The sequence below is a fragment of the Gracilibacillus phocaeensis genome (genome assembly GCF_900626275.1).
Classification (GTDB): Bacteria; Bacillota; Bacilli; order Bacillales; family Amphibacillaceae; genus Gracilibacillus; species Gracilibacillus timonensis.
The window spans coordinates 905,559-924,632 of record NZ_LR131145.1; the positions used below are offsets into that span (position 1 = coordinate 905,559).

A 19,074-nucleotide genomic window follows, 5' to 3' on the forward strand; every position below is an offset into this window, starting at 1 on the left:
AGAAGACTTGAGTCCCTGTAATTCAAACAAGTTTAAATTGTTTAAAAATTATTCGACAATTTTTGCTTGCATTTTAATTTTCGAAGCGGAATTCATTGTATAATGCTTCCTAGAAAGGGAGAATCGTATGGTGAAATTTCAAGAAAGGCTTCGGTATCTCAGAGAAAGACAAGGGATCAAACAAGAAGAAATGGCCAAAAAACTAAATATATCGACCAGTGCATATGGATATTATGAACAAGGCCGAAATGAGCCTTCTTTAGATTCCATCAAAACAATCGCCGAGATATTTGATGTATCTGCCGATTACTTATTAGGCATTATTGATACAGAAAAACATCCTACCACTGTAGCAGATGGATTAGTATTGTCGGATGAAGACCTGCAGTCCATTCGTTTATTAAGAGAGCTTCAATTATTAGATGACTTAAACCGTTCCCCAGATTTTCAAGTGGAACGTCTCGGCAGAGCCTGGCAATTTATTAAACATGAAATACATATAGAGAAGACTCAGGAATCGGAATGAACCTTGTTTCGTTACTGAGTTTTCTTGTGCATTCTTTCTTAAACTGCTTAATTTATAGCTTCTTTAACTCTCTACAAAGCTGTTCAATTTTATGTGGACCTTCTTCTAATTCTATTAACGGTATGATTTGTAATAATGCCCAAGCCGCATCATCTTTGGTGTATATAGAATCCTGAAGTAATAAACAAATAACCTCTAATAATTGCGCCTTCACATCCGTTAATACCTGCTTGGACATCAAGTTATCAATAACTTCCGCATCTAATAATGACTTTTTCACTGGAAAGACCTCCTATTTAATTATGTTTATTGTTATATTGGGATATTACTTTAAAACACCATGGTGGATTATTCTACACGAAAAGAGGAACATGCTTAGAGGCAAATAAAATAGGAACGTTTGTTCTTATTAATATATCATATTCTCTTCAAAAGAACAAGATATATCAGAAAACAATATAAAAAAATCACAACAGGCGAATGAACCTCGCTACTCTAAGATTTCTATATAAATTGAACTTATAAATGTAACAAAAACAGGTGACAGAATCTATACCTCCACTCCAAACACAAAATAATGGAGTAATCATCCGACAAAGCCGGCAATTACTCCATTTATTTCGGGGATAACGGACGCTAACTCCCCGATAAGTTTCGCTACCCATTAGTGGGAGCTGAAGAAAACTTCCACGGATGGAAGTCTCACTTTATTTATTTGATTTGTCTGTCTCCTTGTGCAAACCAGCGAATTCGATAACTATTTTTTGCGGTTGTTCCTAGCTGTTCTAACAAATTATAATTGGCATATGCCCCTACGACCGCACCGAATCCCGGGATTAATTGGAACATTTTCACCAAGTCAATATAATCGCGATATTCTTGTTGGAATTCGCGCCAATCCATATCGGTTAAGCGTCCCTTTTCCTCGTCCCAGTGTTTAATCAAATAGTAGACTTCTCTGCGTTTATCGTCATTGGAAAAGGCCAATTGAAAGACGTGCAGAATAAATAAACGTTCTTCATATTTCGACACATCCCATCCATATATCGTAGCAACCTCAAATAAAAACTTGATTTTAATCGATAAAAGCAAAGGAAAGTCAGCTAAACCTAACAAGAATCCTCCCGCACCTGTCCCTGCTCCTTCCAACATAGCAGTTTTTCGATATCCTTCCAGTTTCTCTTGGACAAGCTGCTCCTTTTCCTCTAGGGTCTTTCCTACATACTGCGTTTTATTGGTAGTCACATCAGAACCAAACAATGTCGTCTTTACCATTTGTTTAATCGACTCCGTGATAATCTGATGCGCTCTTTCCGGGATATATTGATTGATCCGATTTTGCGTGCGTTTTGATATTTTTTGAAACATGCTCTGTTTTTTCAGCAGGCTTAATTCCCAATCAAGCAGTTCTTGATAAACTTCATGCTCATATCCGTTCATTTTATTTATTCCCTCCATAATATGCAACTAGCTTTTATACGTAATAACCAAGCTTTATGCTTCAAAAAAATCCCCGAATACCACAACTTTACTTAGAATCAACAGACTTGATCTCTAGTCTATTGTCGAAAAGCATCTTTATATAAGTTGAATGAAATCATTTCTCATTGTTTTGATAGATGCTCTTGATCCATTTTCGCGAATGAATCAAACGAAGTATTATCAGGAAATAATGTGAACATAGACTTGCTTGTCACACGTTTTTGTTACATTTATAACTTCAACTTATATAGTTACGAATTTTCGCATTATCTAAGCGAAAGATATTTTTAAAAAAAAAGAGCAATCAAGCCATACATATTATGTCGTCTCATGGAGCAACATATAGAAAAACAAATCACAGGAGGTGCTTTTTACCATGCTATCCGATCTAATGATTGTGGCGGGAAGAGTATTAACGATTCTCCCTTTATTTTTAGCAATTGCCCTCTTTATGGGAAGACGAGCCATGGGAGAGGTACCCATCTTTGATTTTCTCGTCATTATTACCTTGGCCTCGGTGGTGGGGGCGGATGTCGCTAACCCAGATGTAAGCCATATTCCAACCGTTACGGCTCTCTTACTTATTGCTATTCTACAAAAAGTAGTTTCTCATTTAAAGCTGTCCCATCGCAAATTCAATAAGCTCATTAACTTTTCCCCAACTACCGTCGTTTATGAAGGAGTTATTCTACATAAGCACTTAAAAAAAGTTGGTTTTTCTATCGAAAATTTACTGCAAATGTTGCGTGATAAAGGAATATTTGATTTACAAGAGGTGCATATTGCAATCATTGAAGCAAATGGTGCTCTTAGTGTATTAAAAACACCAGACAAGCAGCTGGTGACACTCGGAAACTTAAACATGACATCTTCCCTTCTACCACTATCTTTCCCCGTTATTATGGAGGGAAACATTCAGACAAAGGTCCTAGCATCCAGAAACCTGAACAAACAATGGCTGTGGACTGAATTAGAGAAACAAGGCATTGTGGAGATACAAGAAGTATTTTTTGCCTCCGTCAATTTACAAAACGAGCTGCACCTCTCTCGCTATCAAGATCAGCAATCTCAAGCACCGATGATGGACGATTAATCCCTCTTATTATTACAGTTTGATTACACTTTGCTTTTAGAAGATTATTTGTTTAGAAATCGTGGTATCTATTACTAACCCCTTCATAATATAAAAAGCGGTAGGATGATTTTAGCGTCTTATTTGCTTAGCTGTGACGCCACTATAACATTATTTATGGCGTTACAGCACACCTTTACGAACATTTTAAGTAAAAAAACTTAATAAGGAGGAACCCCCCATGAAGTGTAAAGATTGTAATGGTGAAGGTTTAAAACGATGTCCAGATTGTTCAGGTGAAGGTATTGATTATGGAATACACAAGTGTGACACATGTGCTGGGGAAGGGGAAATTGCTTGTTCGGGTTGTCAAGGCAGCGGGAAAATAAGCATACTACAGAAAATAAAGGATTGAGTTTATGACGAATTGGAAAATCAAGCTACGCTAACACCTCAAGCACGTCACCATTTATCGTGCCTGAGGCGTTTTTTTATGATGCCAGACATCGTCAAAACATGGTATAGTGAAGGATGACGATAATGATACAGGAGCGATGAGTGAATGAATAAACAAGATATTGCTAATATACGTAAACAATTTAAGGTAGATAATGATAAGATGAAAATTCATGAAATATTTAATGTCTATATCATGAAGGAATCCAGTGATATTTACCATCAGCAAAGCCAGCCTTTCGATATGCTTGATCAAGATGAACAAGAACTATTTATCACCAACTTTAAAAAAGTGTTAACTGGACAGCTGGATGAAAAGTTATTCGAATTGAAATTTCACGCCGAAACAGAAAACCCAACCCAGCTCATTTTACATAAAGGATTACTAGCGGGAGAAAATCAAGAGTGGCAGCAACAAATGTTAGTGATGGTTGAAAAAATACTCCAGGATCGGCAATATGAAATGGATGTGGTCGTTACATTTATACGTGGTGAATATGTTAAACCGATGAAAAAAAGCCAAGATGATGAAGGCAGCATACACGATTCGGTTTATGCACACCCATTTATATTGTGCAGCATCAACAAAACGCAAGAACCCAAGAAAGAATTACAATTCGATTATATCGCGAAAGAGTTTAAATATAACGTGATGGTCGACCCGGTTATCAATCTAAATGCGCCAATGGGCGGTTTTCTCTTCCCTTGTGTGACAGACAATGCGCAAGATGTCAATCACGTATTGTACACTGCTGGTAAAGCCAACGAGCCTGATGAGGCATTTATTGAAAATGTATTAGAAGCGGAAGAAACGATGACAGCCAAAGATGATAAGATCGCCTTTGAAGAAGTGGTTCGTGATGCTGTCGGGCACCAGCTGAACTCTTCGACCCTTGCCAATGTATATGAAGAAATTCACCGTGTGGCGGAAGACAACGAGGAAGAAGAAGCACCTACCTTGGATTATAAGGATGTCGAACGTATCTTGACTTCAAGCGGTGTAGCAGATGTGAACACAGAGAAGATGGAAACGGCTTTTCAAAATGTCATCGACGATACCAATTATGAATTAAAAGCACGTAATATTGTGCCCAAATTTAACTCTAAGTCTATTAAAATCAATACAAAAGTCGCTAATATTTCTGTTAGCCCGGAAGATTTACGCCACGTCCGACAGATACAAATGGACGGGCGCCGTTATTTGATGATCGAAGTGGAAGAAGACACGGTGATTGACGGATTTACATTGATTCCGGAGGCGTTTAAGTGAGAAGGGGGATTCCGTTGTAATTGCCCTGTAAACATGACCTTATCACACCTTTCAGACGCTTTCAGTTGGCAAAACGCTAGGTTTTTGATATCGTTTTCATATATGATTTAATAAATCTTTGGAGGTTGGTGTATGGTTTTTACATTAGAATTACGAAAAAAGGCCCCCGATTTTTATCTGAAAGCAACCGACGGGAAAAACTATCAGCTAGATGACTTTCAAGATGCAGACGTCCTTGTGGTGTTTTTCACCTGTAATCATTGTCCTTTTGTCCTCGGTTCCAATGAGGTAACTCGAGCTACTGCTGAAAAACACTGCGCTGATGGGGTGAAATTCGTTGCTATTAACTCCAATAGCGTGAATACTAAACCTGATGATTCTTATGAAGTAATGGTTGAAACCATGAATGACCAGCAGTTTCCATGGCCCTATCTGCACGACTCCACCCAAGAAATTGCCAGGGCATATGGTGCTTTACGCACTCCACATTTCTTTGTGTTTGATCGGAATCGAAAATTGATATATACAGGAAGAGGTATTGACAATCCGCGTGAGGCAGACAAAGCCACGATGAATGATTTAGACAATGCCTTGAAAGAACACTTAGCAGGAAAAGAAATTACGATACCTTTAACCAATCCACTTGGTTGTAATATTAAGTGGGAAGGACAAGACGAACATTGGATGCCTGCAGAAGCATGTGATCTAGTCTAATCTATTGTTTTCATTACTTGAATGGAAAAATCCAAGGCTTATTGCACCTATTGAAAAAGCCTTGGATTTCCTAATTACATATAAGTTAAACATTTCTTCGTCTGCAACATACGCTCCATATCTCCCACTCGAAGCGGTTTACTAAAATAATATCCTTGCACCTCATCAATACCTAACTGCACGACTGCCTCTACCTCTTCTTTCTCTTCCAACCCTTCCGCCACAACGGTCATATTAAGACTTTTCCCCAGTTGAATAACGGTAGAAGCAATTAGCTTCTCACTGGATTGGGTAGAAATCCCTTTAATCAGCGATCGGTCTATCTTTAATATATCCACCTTAAATTTACGCAAATAAGCTAACGAGGAATAACCCGTACCAAAATCATCTAGCGCAACTTTGATGGACTTATCTCGTAATTTCTGCAGGATATCTCGTACCCCTTTTTCATTCTCAATCAACAATGATTCCGTGATTTCTACTTGAACCCAAACCGGATCCACCTTAAATTCTTGTAAGATTTGAAAGAAATGATGAACAAAATAAGCTTGCATAAATTGACTAGCGGACAAATTGATAGAAACCGGAATGAGATCATAACCATTGGAAGACCATAAGCTGATTTGCCTACAAACAGATCGAATCACCCATGTACCAATAGGATTAATCATCCCCACTTCTTCCGCCAGTGGGATAAATTCAGATGGGGATATTTCACCAAACTCCGGATGTTCCCAACGAATTAAAGCTTCAAAGCTTTGGATCGAGGCATCGATTGGATTGACCCGGGGCTGATAAACAAGGGAGAATTGCTCCTCCTCTAAAGCCTTACGCAAATCATTTTGGATTTGAAACGTACGCTGACTCATATCATTCATATCCATGTTAAACATTTGATAATCGTTCTTCTGCTCATTTTTAACATAATACATCGCTAAATCGGCGTGCTTCATCATTGCCTCCGGGTCTTCTCCTCCACCTGGGTAAGCGGCAATGCCAATACTTCCTGTTATATTCAACTCATAATCTTCTATAAGAAAAGGTTGTTTAAAATCATCTATAATAGCTTCCGAAAACTGCTGCAATTCATTGTAACTATCAATTTGGTCAATCAGAATGGCAAACTCATCTCCGCTAAAACGGGCAACAATTCCTCTTTTGGAAACCATCTGCTGGAATCGTTCGCCTACAGCAATCAGCAACTTATCCCCAGTCACATGACCCAAGGTGTCATTTACATATTTAAAACTATCTAAATCGACAAACATAATGCCGAACTTAATGTTACGTTGTTTCGCCTTGTTTATTGCTTCTTTCAGGCACTTATCAAACATCCGCCGGTTGGCCAACCCAGTCAAGTGATCGTAAAAAGCCATATATCGAACTTGTTCTTCGTTTTGCTTTTTGTCTGTAATATCATAACGGATTGCTAGATATTGATAGGGTTGTCCGTTCTCATCCTTAATAGGAACAATGGTCGTATTCACCCAGTAAGTGGAACCATCTTTCCTTCGGTTGCGTATTTCACCCTTCCACACCTTACCTAAACCAATAGTACGCCATAACTCCTTGAAAAAATCCCGTGAATGATAATGAGAATTGATAATCTGATGGGTTTGACCAATCAGTTCCTCAGCTGTATATCCCGATATTTCACAAAATTTATTATTTACATATGTAATCTTGCCTCGTCGATTCGTAATCGCAACGATAGCAGCCTGATCGATGGAATATCGCATATCGGCAAGATCCTTCAAAGAACGTGTTAGTTGTTCTCCTTTTTGCCTTACATCGGTGATACACCCAATCACTTGCGGACCCACTGCAGAATGAACATAATGGCCATAGATATCCAAGATGATAACTTCATGTGGATTGGTATGAATCATGGCCGTGGTATGAATGTCTGTTTTGTTACCATCTATTAACGATTTAAAACAATGTGCCGTCTCTTTATTTATCCACTGTGCAATAGCCGTAGAATAATGGCAGTCTTGATATTGCTTCACATCCAAATCTAATATGTCTACGCATACTTGGTTCATATATGAAATGCGTTCTTGAACGATTACAAAAACCCCTTGCTTCATTTGATCACCTCCAGATTTGGTGCCATTATAATATCTTAGATTATACCATATTTTAGATGTACTGGTAACTTTTCAAAAGATGAGGCATTGCTTGTTGGTGGGAATATAATCAAAAAAATAGTGGCGCTGTCTATTTAACAGCACCACTAGGACATTCTTAATTATACGTTAAAAGCTATATCAGGGAAAAGCCGCTGGATGACTTAAACAACAATGGTTTATTCGTAATCACACCATCTACCCCTTTGGCCAAATATTGCTCAGCCAACTCCATATCGTCAATCGTATAGGGGTACACCTTTATCCCGCATGCATGAGCTTCTGATACCATACCTTTCGTCGTGTAAAAATGGTGTGGATGGATACTATATGCTTCGATCCCACTATTTTTGATATAATCAAACAGGTGGACCAAATTCATGTGCAGTATAAAACCGATCTTAACCCTTGCATCCAATAAGTGAATTCTTTTCAAACATTGGTGATCAAAAGAAGAAAACAGCACACGATCCTGCATCCCATATTTATGAACCAAATCTATCATCTTCTGCTCAATGCCTACATGAATAATCGGGCTATTCTTCACCTCAATATTAAGATCCATGTCCGTGTCTTTCACCAATCGCAAGGTTTCATCTAGTGTTGGGATTTCCTCCCCAGCAAATGAAGGATCAAACCAGGAGCCGAAGTCACATTGTTTTAGTTCGCTTAAATTTGCTTCATGAATGGCAGCTGTCCCATCACTAGTTCTTTTAATCGTTGCATCATGACATATAACCGGAACGCCATCCTTTGTCAGTCGAACATCCAGCTCAATACTATCCGCTCCATGGTCAATCGCTTTTTGAAAAGCAGCTAACGTATTTTCGGGGGCATCACTGGACGCACCTCGGTGTGCTATTATCTTCACTGTTGTTCCTCCTCCTCACTATCCTGTGTATGCAGCAATAGAAATTCTATCCTGAATATATGATAAACTCATCGGTTTCATTACCGCAAATCTTTAACAGAGACTTGCCCTGCAACTCACAACATAGAGGATCGGGCAAGTCCTGTTATACATAATTAGCTTTCTTGGTATCGTTCATGCGCTGCTGATTCAATTTGCATATATTCTTCCAGCCCCATTTGTTTTACCTGCTCAACGTAGGCATCCCACTCGCTGAACGATTTTGAACCATTGATGAATAATTCTTCTTGTTCTGCTACAAAGCTTTTAATGTCAGCACCTGGACCTTGCATAAACGTTAATTCTTCCTCGGTATAATTAAAACCATTCCAAATCTCTTCCGGAACATCCGGCTGTGCCTTTTCCCCTGCTTCAATGGCATTTGGCATCGACTCTGATCCCTTGAAATACTCCTCCTGTACATATCCTGGATAACTGCCTCCCATCCACGTTACATATGGTGTTAATGCTTCATCCATCGTTAAGCCATCAGGATTATTGGTGATTTCCTCGGTATACTCCATTTCTCCATCTTCTGTCACTTCGTATGTTTCTCCCTCCACACCCATAAATTGGAATGCAGCGCCTTCTTCACTAAAGAAATGGTCAATCCAACGAATCGTCGCCTCTGGATGCTCATTAGCACTAGTAATTGCAAATGCGGCAACATGAATTAATGGTGATTTTACTTGACTATATAATTTGTCACCATGTGGTCCTTCTAAAGCCCCTAGGCCAGTGAAATTATCCTGGTTCATGACGGTAACCGGGTTTGGTGAGATATTCGCTCCTAAAATACCTTGAGCACCTTTTGCGTTTAATTGGGCATCGTCCATCGTGAAAATCTCTTCATCTATTAATCCTTCTTGATATAACTGATGAATATATTCGAGCATTTCTTTATATTTTGGCTCTGTCGGCATAAACCTTAATTCGTCGGTCTCTGGGTCAACATCAACATATTTATTGCCAACACCTCTTGTGCCAAAACCCCAAGCACCTTTCACCATATCACGAATTGCTCCGGTACTGGTGGCACTAAACGGTATCTCATCCTGTTCGCCATTACCATTTAAGTCTGTCTCCTGAACGGCCTTTAAATAATCATAAAATTCATCGGTTGTGGTTGGTTCATCCATATCCAACTCTGCCAGCCAATCCTGATTAATCCATAGCGGCTTACCAATCAACATTGGTAAGAAATCTGGGTTGTAATAAGAAGGGATCGAATATATATTGCCATCCGGCATCGTTAAACCCTTTTTGGCATCTGGGTGTTTTTCCAAGAAAGCTTGTATATTCGGCGCATATTCTTCAATTAGATCATTCAAAGGAACAAACACTCCCTGTTGACTATACGATACTACATCTGCCGAAGGAATCCTAGCTGAATAAAAAACGTCTGGGTATTCGCCGCTAGCTAAAACCAAGTTCCTCTTCTCGGTTAATGTTCCAAACGGGACCTCATCGAAAGTTACGTCAATACCGGTTTCTTCTGCATACGTATCAAAAACAAGTGTTTCTTCATAATCATCTAGATTCGGTTCATATTTTCCTGTAAAAAATTCTAATTCAATCGGTTCTTCCACAATCGGAAAACCTTCCTTATTGACATTTTCCCTAGATTCCTCTGATCCTGCCCCCTCTGCCGCATCTTCATTCTGACATGCTGCTAACAACATTCCTACTATTACTAACATCAAAGCGAATATTTTCTTCATTTTTCCATTCCTCCTCATATGTTAACCTTTTAATGAACCAATCATAACGCCTTTAATAAAATATTTTTGCAAAAACGGGTAGATAATTAGCATAGGTAAACTGGCTATGATCACCACTGCATATTTCAATCCCTCTACTCTTAAAAGATGCTGTGCAACACCTTCCGTTCCAGATGTGGACATCGCCGTCATATCATCCTGAATCAGCATTTGCCGTAAAAACAGCTGCAAGGGATATTTTGCTGAGTCCTGCAAATAGATTAAGGCATCGAAATAAGAGTTCCAATGTCCTACCCCATAAAATAGTGCCATTACAGCAAGAATTGGCGTAGATAACGGCAAAACAATTTTCCACAAAAAATGTAAATTGGTAGAACCATCAATCGCTGCAGCTTCGCGTATCTCATTCGGAATTCCTTGAAAAAAAGTTCGCATGATAATCACGTTATAGACAGATACTGCCCCAGGTATCATGACAGCCCAAAATGTGTCTAACATCCCGACATCTCGGACTAGCAGATAGGTTGGAATCATCCCACCGTTAAAAAACATCGTGAAGATGATAAACGCCGTGATAATCCCTCGACCATAGAAATCTTTCCTTGACAACGGATAAGCAATCATTACAGACATAATCAGATTAATAAGCGTACCAAGCGCCGTGTAAAAAATAGTGTTTCTATAACCTATCCAAATATCCGAATTCTGAAATGCCAACAGATAGGATTCAAAGTTTATATCTTTAGGAAATAGCCATAATTCTCCTAACAACATCTTTTCCGGGTTGCTAAAAGACGCGCTAATAACATAAATTAATGGGTATATCATTAAACAAATGACCAAGGATAAGAGAAAGTAGTTTGTCACGGTAAAGAGCTTATCGCCTTTATTTAAACTATAAAACATTCGTCTTCTTCACCTCATCTTTTACCATAGACTCACCTTATTCACCTTTCTTGCTACATAGTTCACGATTAACAAGATGGTAAAATTAATCACAGATTCAAATAATCCGATAGCAGTAGAATAACTGTATTGCGATCCCAATATACCGGTTCGATAAACATGGGTAGCTATGACATCAGATGCTGCCATATTTAGGTTGTTCTGCATCAAGAATACCTTTTCAAAACCTACACCAAAGATACTGCCACACTGTAAAATCAACATAATAATAATGGTTGGTTTAATAGCTGGTAAGTTAATATGCCAGATCGTCTGAAGTTTCGAAGCCCCATCAATCATTGCCGCCTCTTTTAATTGCGGATCAATACCGGATAGTGCCGCTAAGTAGATAATCGAACTCCATCCCATTGTTTGCCAAACACCAGATAATACATAAGTGGTCTTAAACCAGCCGGGTTCCGTCATAAATGCTATTGGTTCGCCTCCAAAGGCTGCAATAATATTATTCAGCACTCCTGTCGCCGGCGATAACAGCATAAACAGCAAAGCAACTACAACCACTGTAGATAGAAAATGTGGTGCATAGGTTACCGTTTGAACAATTTGTTTAAACCGCTTGTTCTTCACTTCGTTAATCATCAATGCCAAAATAATTGGAATTGGAAACCCAAGCGCCAATTCATACAGCCCGATAAATAAGGTGTTTTTTATCAATCTCCAGAAATAAAAACTATCAAAAAATCGAATGAAATGGTCAAAACCAACCCACGGACTACCCGTAATTCCTTCTACTGCTAAAAAATTCTTAAAGGCTATCTGTGCCCCGTACATCGGGTAGTATTTAAAAATTAAGAAATACAAAATAACAGGCAGTATCAGTAGATATAAATCCCAATTTTGACGTACAGACTTGATACCGGCATGCCGTTTTGTCAAAGAAGGTTTTTTTGTTCGTCTATCATTGCTTAATGTCTGATCAGCAGTATCGTTCACTTTCAATTGATTCACTCCCCCCTAAAAGCAATGTCATAGTAACTCGTTTACAATGCCTCATCCTCCTTCTGGTCACTCTATGTGATTGGACTATCTCTTTCATCATCGGTTATGTAACAATAAGTAATATCGCACATTTTAGTTTAAAACACCCCTATGAAGATGGTATAAATGGATTGTAAAGAAACCGTTAAAAAGAGAGTCTTACAGAGCGATACGAAACCGTTAAACTAAGTGACCATCTCTTCTATCATCTTTATGTATATCCAACTCATAACAAACAAGAAAAAGAGAAGACAGAAAATTAGACACACCTTTACCCAAAAAGGTATCTATCTAACTCTATCTTCTCTGTGGACTCTAAGAGTTATTTCACTATACACATGTACGTTTAAATGACAGAAGATTCGATTTACGGCCAAATTATTAGCCTTTTATCCATTTGTTCCGCTCTAAGAATAAATAGATTTTCTTTCCTATTTCTAAGAATAAACCACTAATATGAAGCGAATATAAATAGAATGTAAAAAAGATGTAAAGAAACAATAAATAGACCAGCGAAATGATGTTTCCTTCCAATATGCCCAAAATTATGGATTGCCAGAAATATTGGCTTAAACATTCATTATCTTCTACTCCTACATCAATGGGCTAATTCATTTCATTTTCATTAAAATATAAATATGCTAGGATAGTAGTAATATCTGTATTCACTATTGATTAAAAAGTGGAAAGGAAGCGTTATTATGGACCAAATTACTGATATGGTTCAATCACAAGTTATTGCGTCTATAAAGAGGCCGGAAGATATAGACAAGGCAATCCAGGCACATGCGAATATTACTTTTCTATTAACTGGTGATCTACTTAACACGCCGGAATATATTGAGCGCCTAAAACAAGCTGGTAAAAAAGTTTTTTTGCACTTGGATTTTATCGATGGATTAGCTAATACACAAAGTGCATTACGATACGTTTCTGAAAAATGGAAACCAGACGGTGTCATTTCCACCAAAAGTGGTATCATCAAAAACGCCAATGAAGTAGGATTGATGACCATCATGCGTGTCTTCTTAATCGATCACAGCGGTCTGGACAAAGGGATTGAAATGGCCCACAAATGTAAGCCTAGTGCTATTGAAGTTTTACCAGGTATTATGCCCACCGTTATTGACAGCCTAACAAAGAAAACACATTTGCCGATTATTTCCGGTGGTTTAATCAGCACGAAACAAGACATACTTCAAGGACTTCAGGCTGGTGCACTAGCTATTTCAACAGGATCTTCTGCATTATGGAATTTTGATTTGTAGCTGGAGGGTGTGAAAGGGAAAGTTGATTTTAAAAAGGATAATTAGCCCTTAAAACAGACTAATTATCCTATCATTTGTTACGCCATTTTAAATTCTATCTAATTTCGATTCTCCAACCAATCTGTACTTTCCTGCTGTGCTTTTTCCAGCGCTTCTTCTGCCGACCTTGATCCTGTCATGGCCGCCTCTACTTCAGAAGTCAGAATGAAGCGTGGCTGTGAAGAGCCCCATGGATAGCGTGGGGTCATAGGAGCACTTAAAGCTTCCATTGTCGGATCCATTAAATGCTGCACTTCCTCATAACTATCCCATTCCGTTGCTGCCTTAATTGTTGGCATCGCATTGACATTTTCAAAGACATATTGTTGCATAAATTCACTGGTTGCAAACTTTAACCATTCCCACGCAAGTTCTTTATTTTCACTATTCTTCGCAATGGTAATTGGACTACCTGCGAATAAACCACCTACACCTTCATCATTTTTAAATTCCTGAGCAATGCCAATTTGTTCATCAAGGCCTTGGGCATGGGATGGCATAATTAAATCCCCTGGCCCTTGGTTCAGCATAATCGCAATATCGTTTTCAGGTGTTAGCCATTTTTCATTACCCTGATTACTAGTCAATCCCTCTGGTGCGTATTCTTGCATTTCCAATAACCATTCTAAACCTTCTGTCATTTCAGGACTATCAAATTCGAATTCAATTTCATCCCAGGCAAAACCAGTACCCCAACGTCCATTCTGACCTTCTGCAAGATTCACCAATGTAAAGGCAGAGGACCAATCACCGCGAAACCAAATACCATAGTTTTGTTCACCAGTTTCTGGATTTTCTCCGGTCATTTGTTTCGCCTTTTCCATCACTTCTTCCATCGTCGGATAATCGGACAAGTATTCAACCCCCCACTCATCAAACAGTTGCTTATCATAAGCGATAAAACGAGCGTCACCCAAGAATGGAAGTCCATAGGTTTCCAATTCATCCGAATCAGGTCCAATTACTTCCCATCCTGCCATCTGATTATCAATAAATACACTTTCATCAAATTCTTCATCCTCATCCATATAAGATTGCAACGGCTCAAGCACATCTTGTGGTGCAAAATCGGCAATACCTGGCATTTGATAAACATCTGCTTCTCCAGATGTGATCATCGCCTGTGTTTTTTCGGTATAGCCTTCCCATGGCATCGTAACAAATTCTACAGTAGCTCCTGGATGTTGGCTTTCAAACTCGTCTTTTACAACATGCAAACCTTCTGCTGTATTTCCCGTGATCGGGTCTGTGGAATCCTCCATATCAAAATCACCAATTAAATGGACGGTGATCGACTGTCCATCCCATTCACCGCCAGAATCACCACTTCCTCCTGACGCACCTTCATCTCCTGAATTGCTGCAACCTGCTATGACCATACCCATCAACATCAGAAACAACAACGTCATGATCGATCGTTTTGCAAACATTTTTCTACCCCCGTTTTTTAAAAATTTATTGTCCTGCAAACGCAGCCAGTCTAGTCAATGATCACTCCCCTTTCACTCCACTAAGTGCAATACTTTGAATAATGTATCGCTGTAAGAAAAGATACAGCACTACTATCGGTAAAATACTTACCGTAGCTAACGCCATCGTTAAACCACCTAAGCTCGTTCCATTTTCCAGCGAGAAGCTCGCTAAATATAAAGGAACGGTATGAAGATCTTGATTATTTAATACAACTAATGGCCACATAAAGTCATTCCAGCTCCAGATAAAAGATAGAATCACCATCGTGGCAGCAATGGGACCAGCTAAAGGAAAATATACCTGAAAAAAGATTCGAAATTCTCCGGCCCCGTCAATTTGTGCCGCCTCACGCAAGGTATTCGGTAATTGATCAAAAAATTGCTTCGACAAGAAAATCAACATCCCATTAATCACCGTTGGCAGAATGATAGGCCAGAAAGTATTTAACAACCCAACACTGTTAAATAACGTGTACAATGGAATTAATCGTGGCTCCATTGGGATCATTAAAGTACATAACACTAAAATAAAAAGTAAGCGTTTAAACTTAAAATCCCCTTTAGAAAAGGCATAACCAGCAAACAAAGAGGCTCCTACTTGAATCACTACCGAGCTGACCGTTACAATTCCTGAGTTAATATAAGCCTGAATCAGCCTGCCATTTTCAAACACAATCCCATAGTTAAACGATGATATAGTTTCTGGTATCAATCGTGGCGGAAAAGGCATCGTTATATTCGCGGTACGGTCAAATCCCACACTTACCATCCAAATAAAAGGCATCATTAAGATCGTTCCAAAAATGAATAATGCCGTGAATTTCACCACACTGTTGGTTCTTCGCATTGCTTTATCACTCATAATTTTCCTCCTTTCCTACAGCTTCATTTTCGATATTTTTAAATTAAAGAAAGTAAAGATCAAGATAATCACAAACATAATATACGTAGCAGCCGAGGCGATCCCAAATTCAAAACCGGTAAAACCTCGCTCATAAATGAAGGCTCCCATTGTTTGAATCGACCTTGCCGGACTTCCATTTGGCCCGCCTAATACGTAGATTTCGTTAAAGCGCTGCAGACTGCCGATCCATCCAGTTATTAGCAAAAAGGCAAAGGTTCCGCTCATGTTTGGTATCGTGATAAATAACCATTGTTGAATGGAGCTGGCCCCGTCTATTCTTGCTGCCTCATACATTTCTGGAGATATAGCCTGCAAATTGGCCAAACAAATGATAATTACAAAACCAATCCAGTGCCACACAGCCAGCATAATAACGCCCCACTTGGAAGTGCTAGGATCGGAAAACCAGGTGGATGTCGGCAATCCAAGTGCATCAAGGGCATAATTGGCGACTCCCATTTCCGGATGTAAGACAAATTGAAAGATCATCGCTGCCGCTACAATCGAGGTAACATTCGGTAGAAAATAGACTACCTTAAAGAAGTTCTGACCGAATCGAACCGAATTGATTAATGAGGCAAAGATAAAACCTAACGGAATCGTGATCACAATCTGAAATACTCCAATAAAGAAGGTATTCCACACCGTATTCCAAAAGGTTGCCGACGTTAACACATACTGAAAGTTACGCAAACCAATGAAATTCTCGATCGTTCCATTCGATTGAAAAAAACTTAGCCGAAATGATTCGACAATGGGATAAACCATAAATAGGATGATCCCGAGGAAACTTGGTAACAAGAACAAGTACCAAGTCAACGCTGATTTTCTTTTTTTACTATGAAGCGTATCGACATCTGCAGCAATACTTGGATTGCTATCTAGCTGTCCATGTTCCGTTTCTGTTTTCTTTGTAGACAAGACTTCCGCCTCCTTTGCTTGATAACGCTTACTAATCAGTTTAGTGAGTTGTTATACCGCAACTCTGTTATATTCAAATGAATAAAACAAGATTTACAACCGCTTACAACGAGATAAGCGTAAATTTCTATACTCGGTAGGGCTTACTTGATAATGGTGCCTGAATTTTCTACTAAAATGGGATGAACTCTCAAAACCTGACTCCATTGCAATATCCAGCATAGATTTACTTGGATACATCTCCAACATGTACTTCGTGCGCACTAATCTTCTATTCATGAGATATTGCATAACGGTCATACCAGTAACATCCTTGAAAATTCTCGACATATAATACTTGCTTAGGTGTAAATTTTCCGCCATCTCATCCAACGTAACGGCGCGTTGATAATTCTGGTCAATCCAGGATATTAATCGGTTGACATGATTATTTTTCTCATTATTCGCCAATGGTATTTGAATCAACTCACTATTACTAATCTCATAAATAATAAATAATAGTTCAATCAAACGATTGGTAATCTGTCCTTCTAATAAATCCTTCTCCAATTCTGATACTGTTAAATCAGCTAAGTACAGTTTTTTTAAATGAATATCTTCTAAAATCGCAATCAATTTCTCATGATATTTTTGATCAATCCCTCTAAATAAGAAATTGGTCAGTTTCTCGAAGGGATCCAACAGCATCGGCACATTTAATTGCTGAATAATTGGTCGTGTCCATTCTGCCGAGAACTCCACTACACTTCGAATATATGGTATATCTCGTTGTGGATGCGGGCCATGCAAGGAGGATCCATTCATAATGATAAGATCATTTTTCTCCAACTGAATCACATGGTCATCGATCAGATACTTACAATCTCCTTCATGAAAGTAATAGATTTCGTAATGCGAGTGAGAATGCGTATAGAAGTTATGGGTGTATAAATCTACCGACGTATTCTTATAAAAAACACGCACGTTTTCTGTCGTCTGATCATTCATCGCCATTCTCTCCTTCAATTTTGATGGTTAAATCGAAGTTTACTCCAGTCAGAAAATCTCATGCAGGAATCTATTAGCTTCTGCGGCCTCGGCCTCCATATCTTTCCATTGACATTCTATAGATAGGCGCTGATGATAGTCTATTGATTCCAGTTGCTCTCGCAAATCATGATAAGGATAGCTACCTGTACCTGGAGCAAACCTGTTACTATCTGCCACATGAATATGCCTAATCCACCTATCTGCTTTTGCAATATTTGTTAAAGGTTCTTGTTCTTTTTGCATATGATAGAAATCGGCTAGTACCTTAATAGACGGGTGATTCACCTCTTCTGCCAGCGCTGTTGCCTCTAAGACGGTATTAATTGCATTACTCTCCTCTCGATTTAATGGTTCTATCACCATCGTCAGTTCCAATGATTCCGCATACCTGGCCACCATTTGTAAAAAATGTACGATTTGACGATGGGCTTCCCCCGCTGAAAAGTCAGTAGGATAAGTCCTGGCACCCCCGCTCCCAAAGACCACTGTGTCCGCTCCAATTTCCTTCACACGTGGCAACATTTTTGCTAAGTAAGTATCCAGTGCTTGTTGATCTACTTGATTACCCGTTACCTTCAGCGAACCCGGCAGCAATATATTACATACCTCAACCGGCAACGGACTGTCTTGGTAAGCCTTGATTCGTTCATTTACCTGCTGCTGATTCTCTCCCATCAACGAGACAACCGGCACCTCCAGAAAATCGAAACCCGCTTCTTGCAGCATAACCGCCTGATCCAGACTAGCACAACAACCTATTTTCATCTTATCTCCCCCTTGTGTCATGTTATCCGTAACATAGATAATGATAGTGAAAAGTTTGTGATAAATGCATCAACAAGCCCTTCGTTGTAAGCGTTTTATAATTGAAGCAATGACCTTATTTTAACAATCGTTTGGCTGACAGGCTCGCACCTCTTTGCTATGGTTTTGTCTGAGATTGCTCTGATGAATAGCCGTTTTTCTTATTATTCGCTTAAAACTGCATATTTAAGCGACTTTTGTTGTGTGTTGTAATTGTACTGTTGGTTACACCTATTTAATGACTCATAAGCATTATTAGTCACCTAAAAGGGAAAATATAGAAATGGGATTGTGGATATAAATGAAGAAGTAATATAGACACCTCCATTTAAAAATTGTCGTGCGGGTACGAGAAGATATGATGTAAGCGATCAATAACCAAGTATCTATAAATGCAGCATCACCTCCTGTAC

18 protein-coding genes are annotated in these 19,074 nt (G+C 38.9%); 6 read left to right on the plus strand and 12 right to left on the minus strand.

From position 1 onward, the window contains the following. The first annotated feature begins 130 nt into the window (after positions 1–130). Positions 131–526 (plus strand): helix-turn-helix domain-containing protein, encoded by a 396-nt coding sequence (locus E0E32_RS20335; protein WP_165445113.1) that lies wholly within the window; start codon positions 131–133, stop codon positions 524–526. A gap of 52 nt (positions 527–578) precedes the next feature. Here E0E32_RS20335 and E0E32_RS20340 read toward each other — a convergent pair whose 3' ends face one another. Next, entirely contained in the window at positions 579–806 is a 228-nt protein-coding gene (locus tag E0E32_RS20340) for a hypothetical protein (RefSeq protein WP_066189799.1), read from the minus strand. A 431-nt stretch (positions 807–1,237) separates the two neighbouring features. Beyond that, positions 1,238–1,966, minus strand: a complete 729-nt coding sequence (locus E0E32_RS20345) for an EcsC family protein (protein WP_130860678.1) — start codon at positions 1,964–1,966, stop codon at positions 1,238–1,240. 418 nt (positions 1,967–2,384) lie between these two features. Between E0E32_RS20345 and E0E32_RS20350 the strand changes: the two genes are divergently transcribed. The 4 genes from E0E32_RS20350 to E0E32_RS20360 all read left to right on the plus strand — a co-directional run bounded on the left by E0E32_RS20350 (position 2,385) and on the right by E0E32_RS20360 (position 5,520). Continuing rightward, positions 2,385–3,101: a DUF421 domain-containing protein gene (locus E0E32_RS20350; RefSeq protein ID WP_066189793.1), complete on the plus strand. Its 717-nt coding sequence runs from the start codon at positions 2,385–2,387 to the stop codon at positions 3,099–3,101. Between the two features lie 220 nt (positions 3,102–3,321). Next, the gene (locus tag E0E32_RS22450) at positions 3,322–3,495 is read left to right on the plus strand and encodes a hypothetical protein (protein ID WP_161485678.1); all 174 of its coding nucleotides are present in this window, start codon (positions 3,322–3,324) and stop codon (positions 3,493–3,495) included. A gap of 147 nt (positions 3,496–3,642) precedes the next feature. Continuing rightward, positions 3,643–4,806, plus strand: a complete 1,164-nt coding sequence (locus E0E32_RS20355) for a DUF4317 domain-containing protein (protein ID WP_130860679.1) — start codon at positions 3,643–3,645, stop codon at positions 4,804–4,806. Positions 4,807–4,938: 132 nt separating this feature from the next. Further along, a complete protein-coding gene (locus E0E32_RS20360; RefSeq protein WP_066189789.1) occupies positions 4,939–5,520 on the plus strand; it encodes a thioredoxin family protein in 582 nt (193 codons plus the stop codon). A 74-nt stretch (positions 5,521–5,594) separates the two neighbouring features. Here the strand turns inward: E0E32_RS20360 and E0E32_RS20365 are convergent, their stop codons facing one another. The 5 genes from E0E32_RS20365 to E0E32_RS20385 all read right to left on the minus strand — a co-directional run bounded on the left by E0E32_RS20365 (position 5,595) and on the right by E0E32_RS20385 (position 12,122). Further along, entirely contained in the window at positions 5,595–7,610 is a 2,016-nt protein-coding gene (locus E0E32_RS20365) for a putative bifunctional diguanylate cyclase/phosphodiesterase (protein ID WP_130860680.1), read from the minus strand. Positions 7,611–7,785: 175 nt separating this feature from the next. Further along, on the minus strand, positions 7,786–8,520 hold the full coding sequence (locus E0E32_RS20370; RefSeq protein ID WP_066189786.1) for a glycerophosphodiester phosphodiesterase: 735 nt from the start codon (positions 8,518–8,520) through the stop codon (positions 7,786–7,788). 155 nt (positions 8,521–8,675) lie between these two features. Continuing rightward, positions 8,676–10,280 (minus strand): extracellular solute-binding protein, encoded by a 1,605-nt coding sequence (locus E0E32_RS20375; protein WP_130860681.1) that lies wholly within the window; start codon positions 10,278–10,280, stop codon positions 8,676–8,678. Between the two features lie 21 nt (positions 10,281–10,301). Beyond that, entirely contained in the window at positions 10,302–11,186 is an 885-nt protein-coding gene (locus E0E32_RS20380; protein WP_066189780.1) for a carbohydrate ABC transporter permease, read from the minus strand. 21 nt (positions 11,187–11,207) lie between these two features. Continuing rightward, a complete protein-coding gene (locus E0E32_RS20385) occupies positions 11,208–12,122 on the minus strand; it encodes an ABC transporter permease (protein WP_066191246.1) in 915 nt (304 codons plus the stop codon). An 803-nt stretch (positions 12,123–12,925) separates the two neighbouring features. Here E0E32_RS20385 and E0E32_RS20390 point away from each other — a divergent pair. After that, a complete protein-coding gene (locus E0E32_RS20390) occupies positions 12,926–13,492 on the plus strand; it encodes a glycerol-3-phosphate responsive antiterminator (RefSeq protein ID WP_066189777.1) in 567 nt (188 codons plus the stop codon). Between the two features lie 98 nt (positions 13,493–13,590). Here the strand turns inward: E0E32_RS20390 and E0E32_RS20395 are convergent, their stop codons facing one another. The 5 genes from E0E32_RS20395 to E0E32_RS20415 form a co-directional block, all read right to left on the minus strand. Beyond that, positions 13,591–14,961, minus strand: a complete 1,371-nt coding sequence (locus E0E32_RS20395) for an extracellular solute-binding protein (protein WP_130860683.1) — start codon at positions 14,959–14,961, stop codon at positions 13,591–13,593. 61 nt (positions 14,962–15,022) lie between these two features. After that, positions 15,023–15,865: a carbohydrate ABC transporter permease gene (locus E0E32_RS20400; RefSeq protein WP_066189770.1), complete on the minus strand. Its 843-nt coding sequence runs from the start codon at positions 15,863–15,865 to the stop codon at positions 15,023–15,025. A 15-nt stretch (positions 15,866–15,880) separates the two neighbouring features. Further along, complete coding sequence (locus tag E0E32_RS20405) at positions 15,881–16,828, minus strand: carbohydrate ABC transporter permease (protein ID WP_078059991.1); 948 nt, start codon at positions 16,826–16,828, stop codon at positions 15,881–15,883. Positions 16,829–16,921: 93 nt separating this feature from the next. After that, on the minus strand, positions 16,922–17,815 hold the full coding sequence (locus E0E32_RS20410) for a helix-turn-helix transcriptional regulator (protein WP_078059990.1): 894 nt from the start codon (positions 17,813–17,815) through the stop codon (positions 16,922–16,924). Between the two features lie 48 nt (positions 17,816–17,863). After that, positions 17,864–18,622 carry a sugar phosphate isomerase/epimerase family protein gene (locus tag E0E32_RS20415; protein ID WP_130860684.1) on the minus strand — a complete coding sequence of 253 codons (759 nt, stop codon included), beginning with the start codon at positions 18,620–18,622 and terminating at the stop codon, positions 17,864–17,866. Positions 18,623–19,074: the final 452 nt, after the last annotated feature.

Bases quoted from the DNA above. Each gene is read 5' to 3' on its own strand.
- E0E32_RS22450 (WP_161485678.1), top strand. From the start codon at position 3,322: ATGAAGTGTAAAGATTGTAATGGTGAAGGTTTAAAACGATGTCCAGAT.
- E0E32_RS20380 (WP_066189780.1), bottom strand. From the start codon at position 11,186: ATGTTTTATAGTTTAAATAAAGGCGATAAGCTCTTTACCGTGACAAAC.
- E0E32_RS20400 (WP_066189770.1), bottom strand. From the start codon at position 15,865: ATGAGTGATAAAGCAATGCGAAGAACCAACAGTGTGGTGAAATTCACG.
- E0E32_RS20390 (WP_066189777.1), top strand. From the start codon at position 12,926: ATGGACCAAATTACTGATATGGTTCAATCACAAGTTATTGCGTCTATA.
- E0E32_RS20365 (WP_130860680.1), bottom strand. From the start codon at position 7,610: ATGAAGCAAGGGGTTTTTGTAATCGTTCAAGAACGCATTTCATATATG.
- E0E32_RS20360 (WP_066189789.1), top strand. From the start codon at position 4,939: ATGGTTTTTACATTAGAATTACGAAAAAAGGCCCCCGATTTTTATCTG.
- E0E32_RS20410 (WP_078059990.1), bottom strand. From the start codon at position 17,815: ATGAATGATCAGACGACAGAAAACGTGCGTGTTTTTTATAAGAATACG.
- E0E32_RS20355 (WP_130860679.1), top strand. From the start codon at position 3,643: ATGAATAAACAAGATATTGCTAATATACGTAAACAATTTAAGGTAGAT.
- E0E32_RS20350 (WP_066189793.1), top strand. From the start codon at position 2,385: ATGCTATCCGATCTAATGATTGTGGCGGGAAGAGTATTAACGATTCTC.
- E0E32_RS20395 (WP_130860683.1), bottom strand. From the start codon at position 14,961: ATGTTTGCAAAACGATCGATCATGACGTTGTTGTTTCTGATGTTGATG.
- E0E32_RS20415 (WP_130860684.1), bottom strand. From the start codon at position 18,622: ATGAAAATAGGTTGTTGTGCTAGTCTGGATCAGGCGGTTATGCTGCAA.
- E0E32_RS20375 (WP_130860681.1), bottom strand. From the start codon at position 10,280: ATGAAGAAAATATTCGCTTTGATGTTAGTAATAGTAGGAATGTTGTTA.
- E0E32_RS20345 (WP_130860678.1), bottom strand. From the start codon at position 1,966: ATGAACGGATATGAGCATGAAGTTTATCAAGAACTGCTTGATTGGGAA.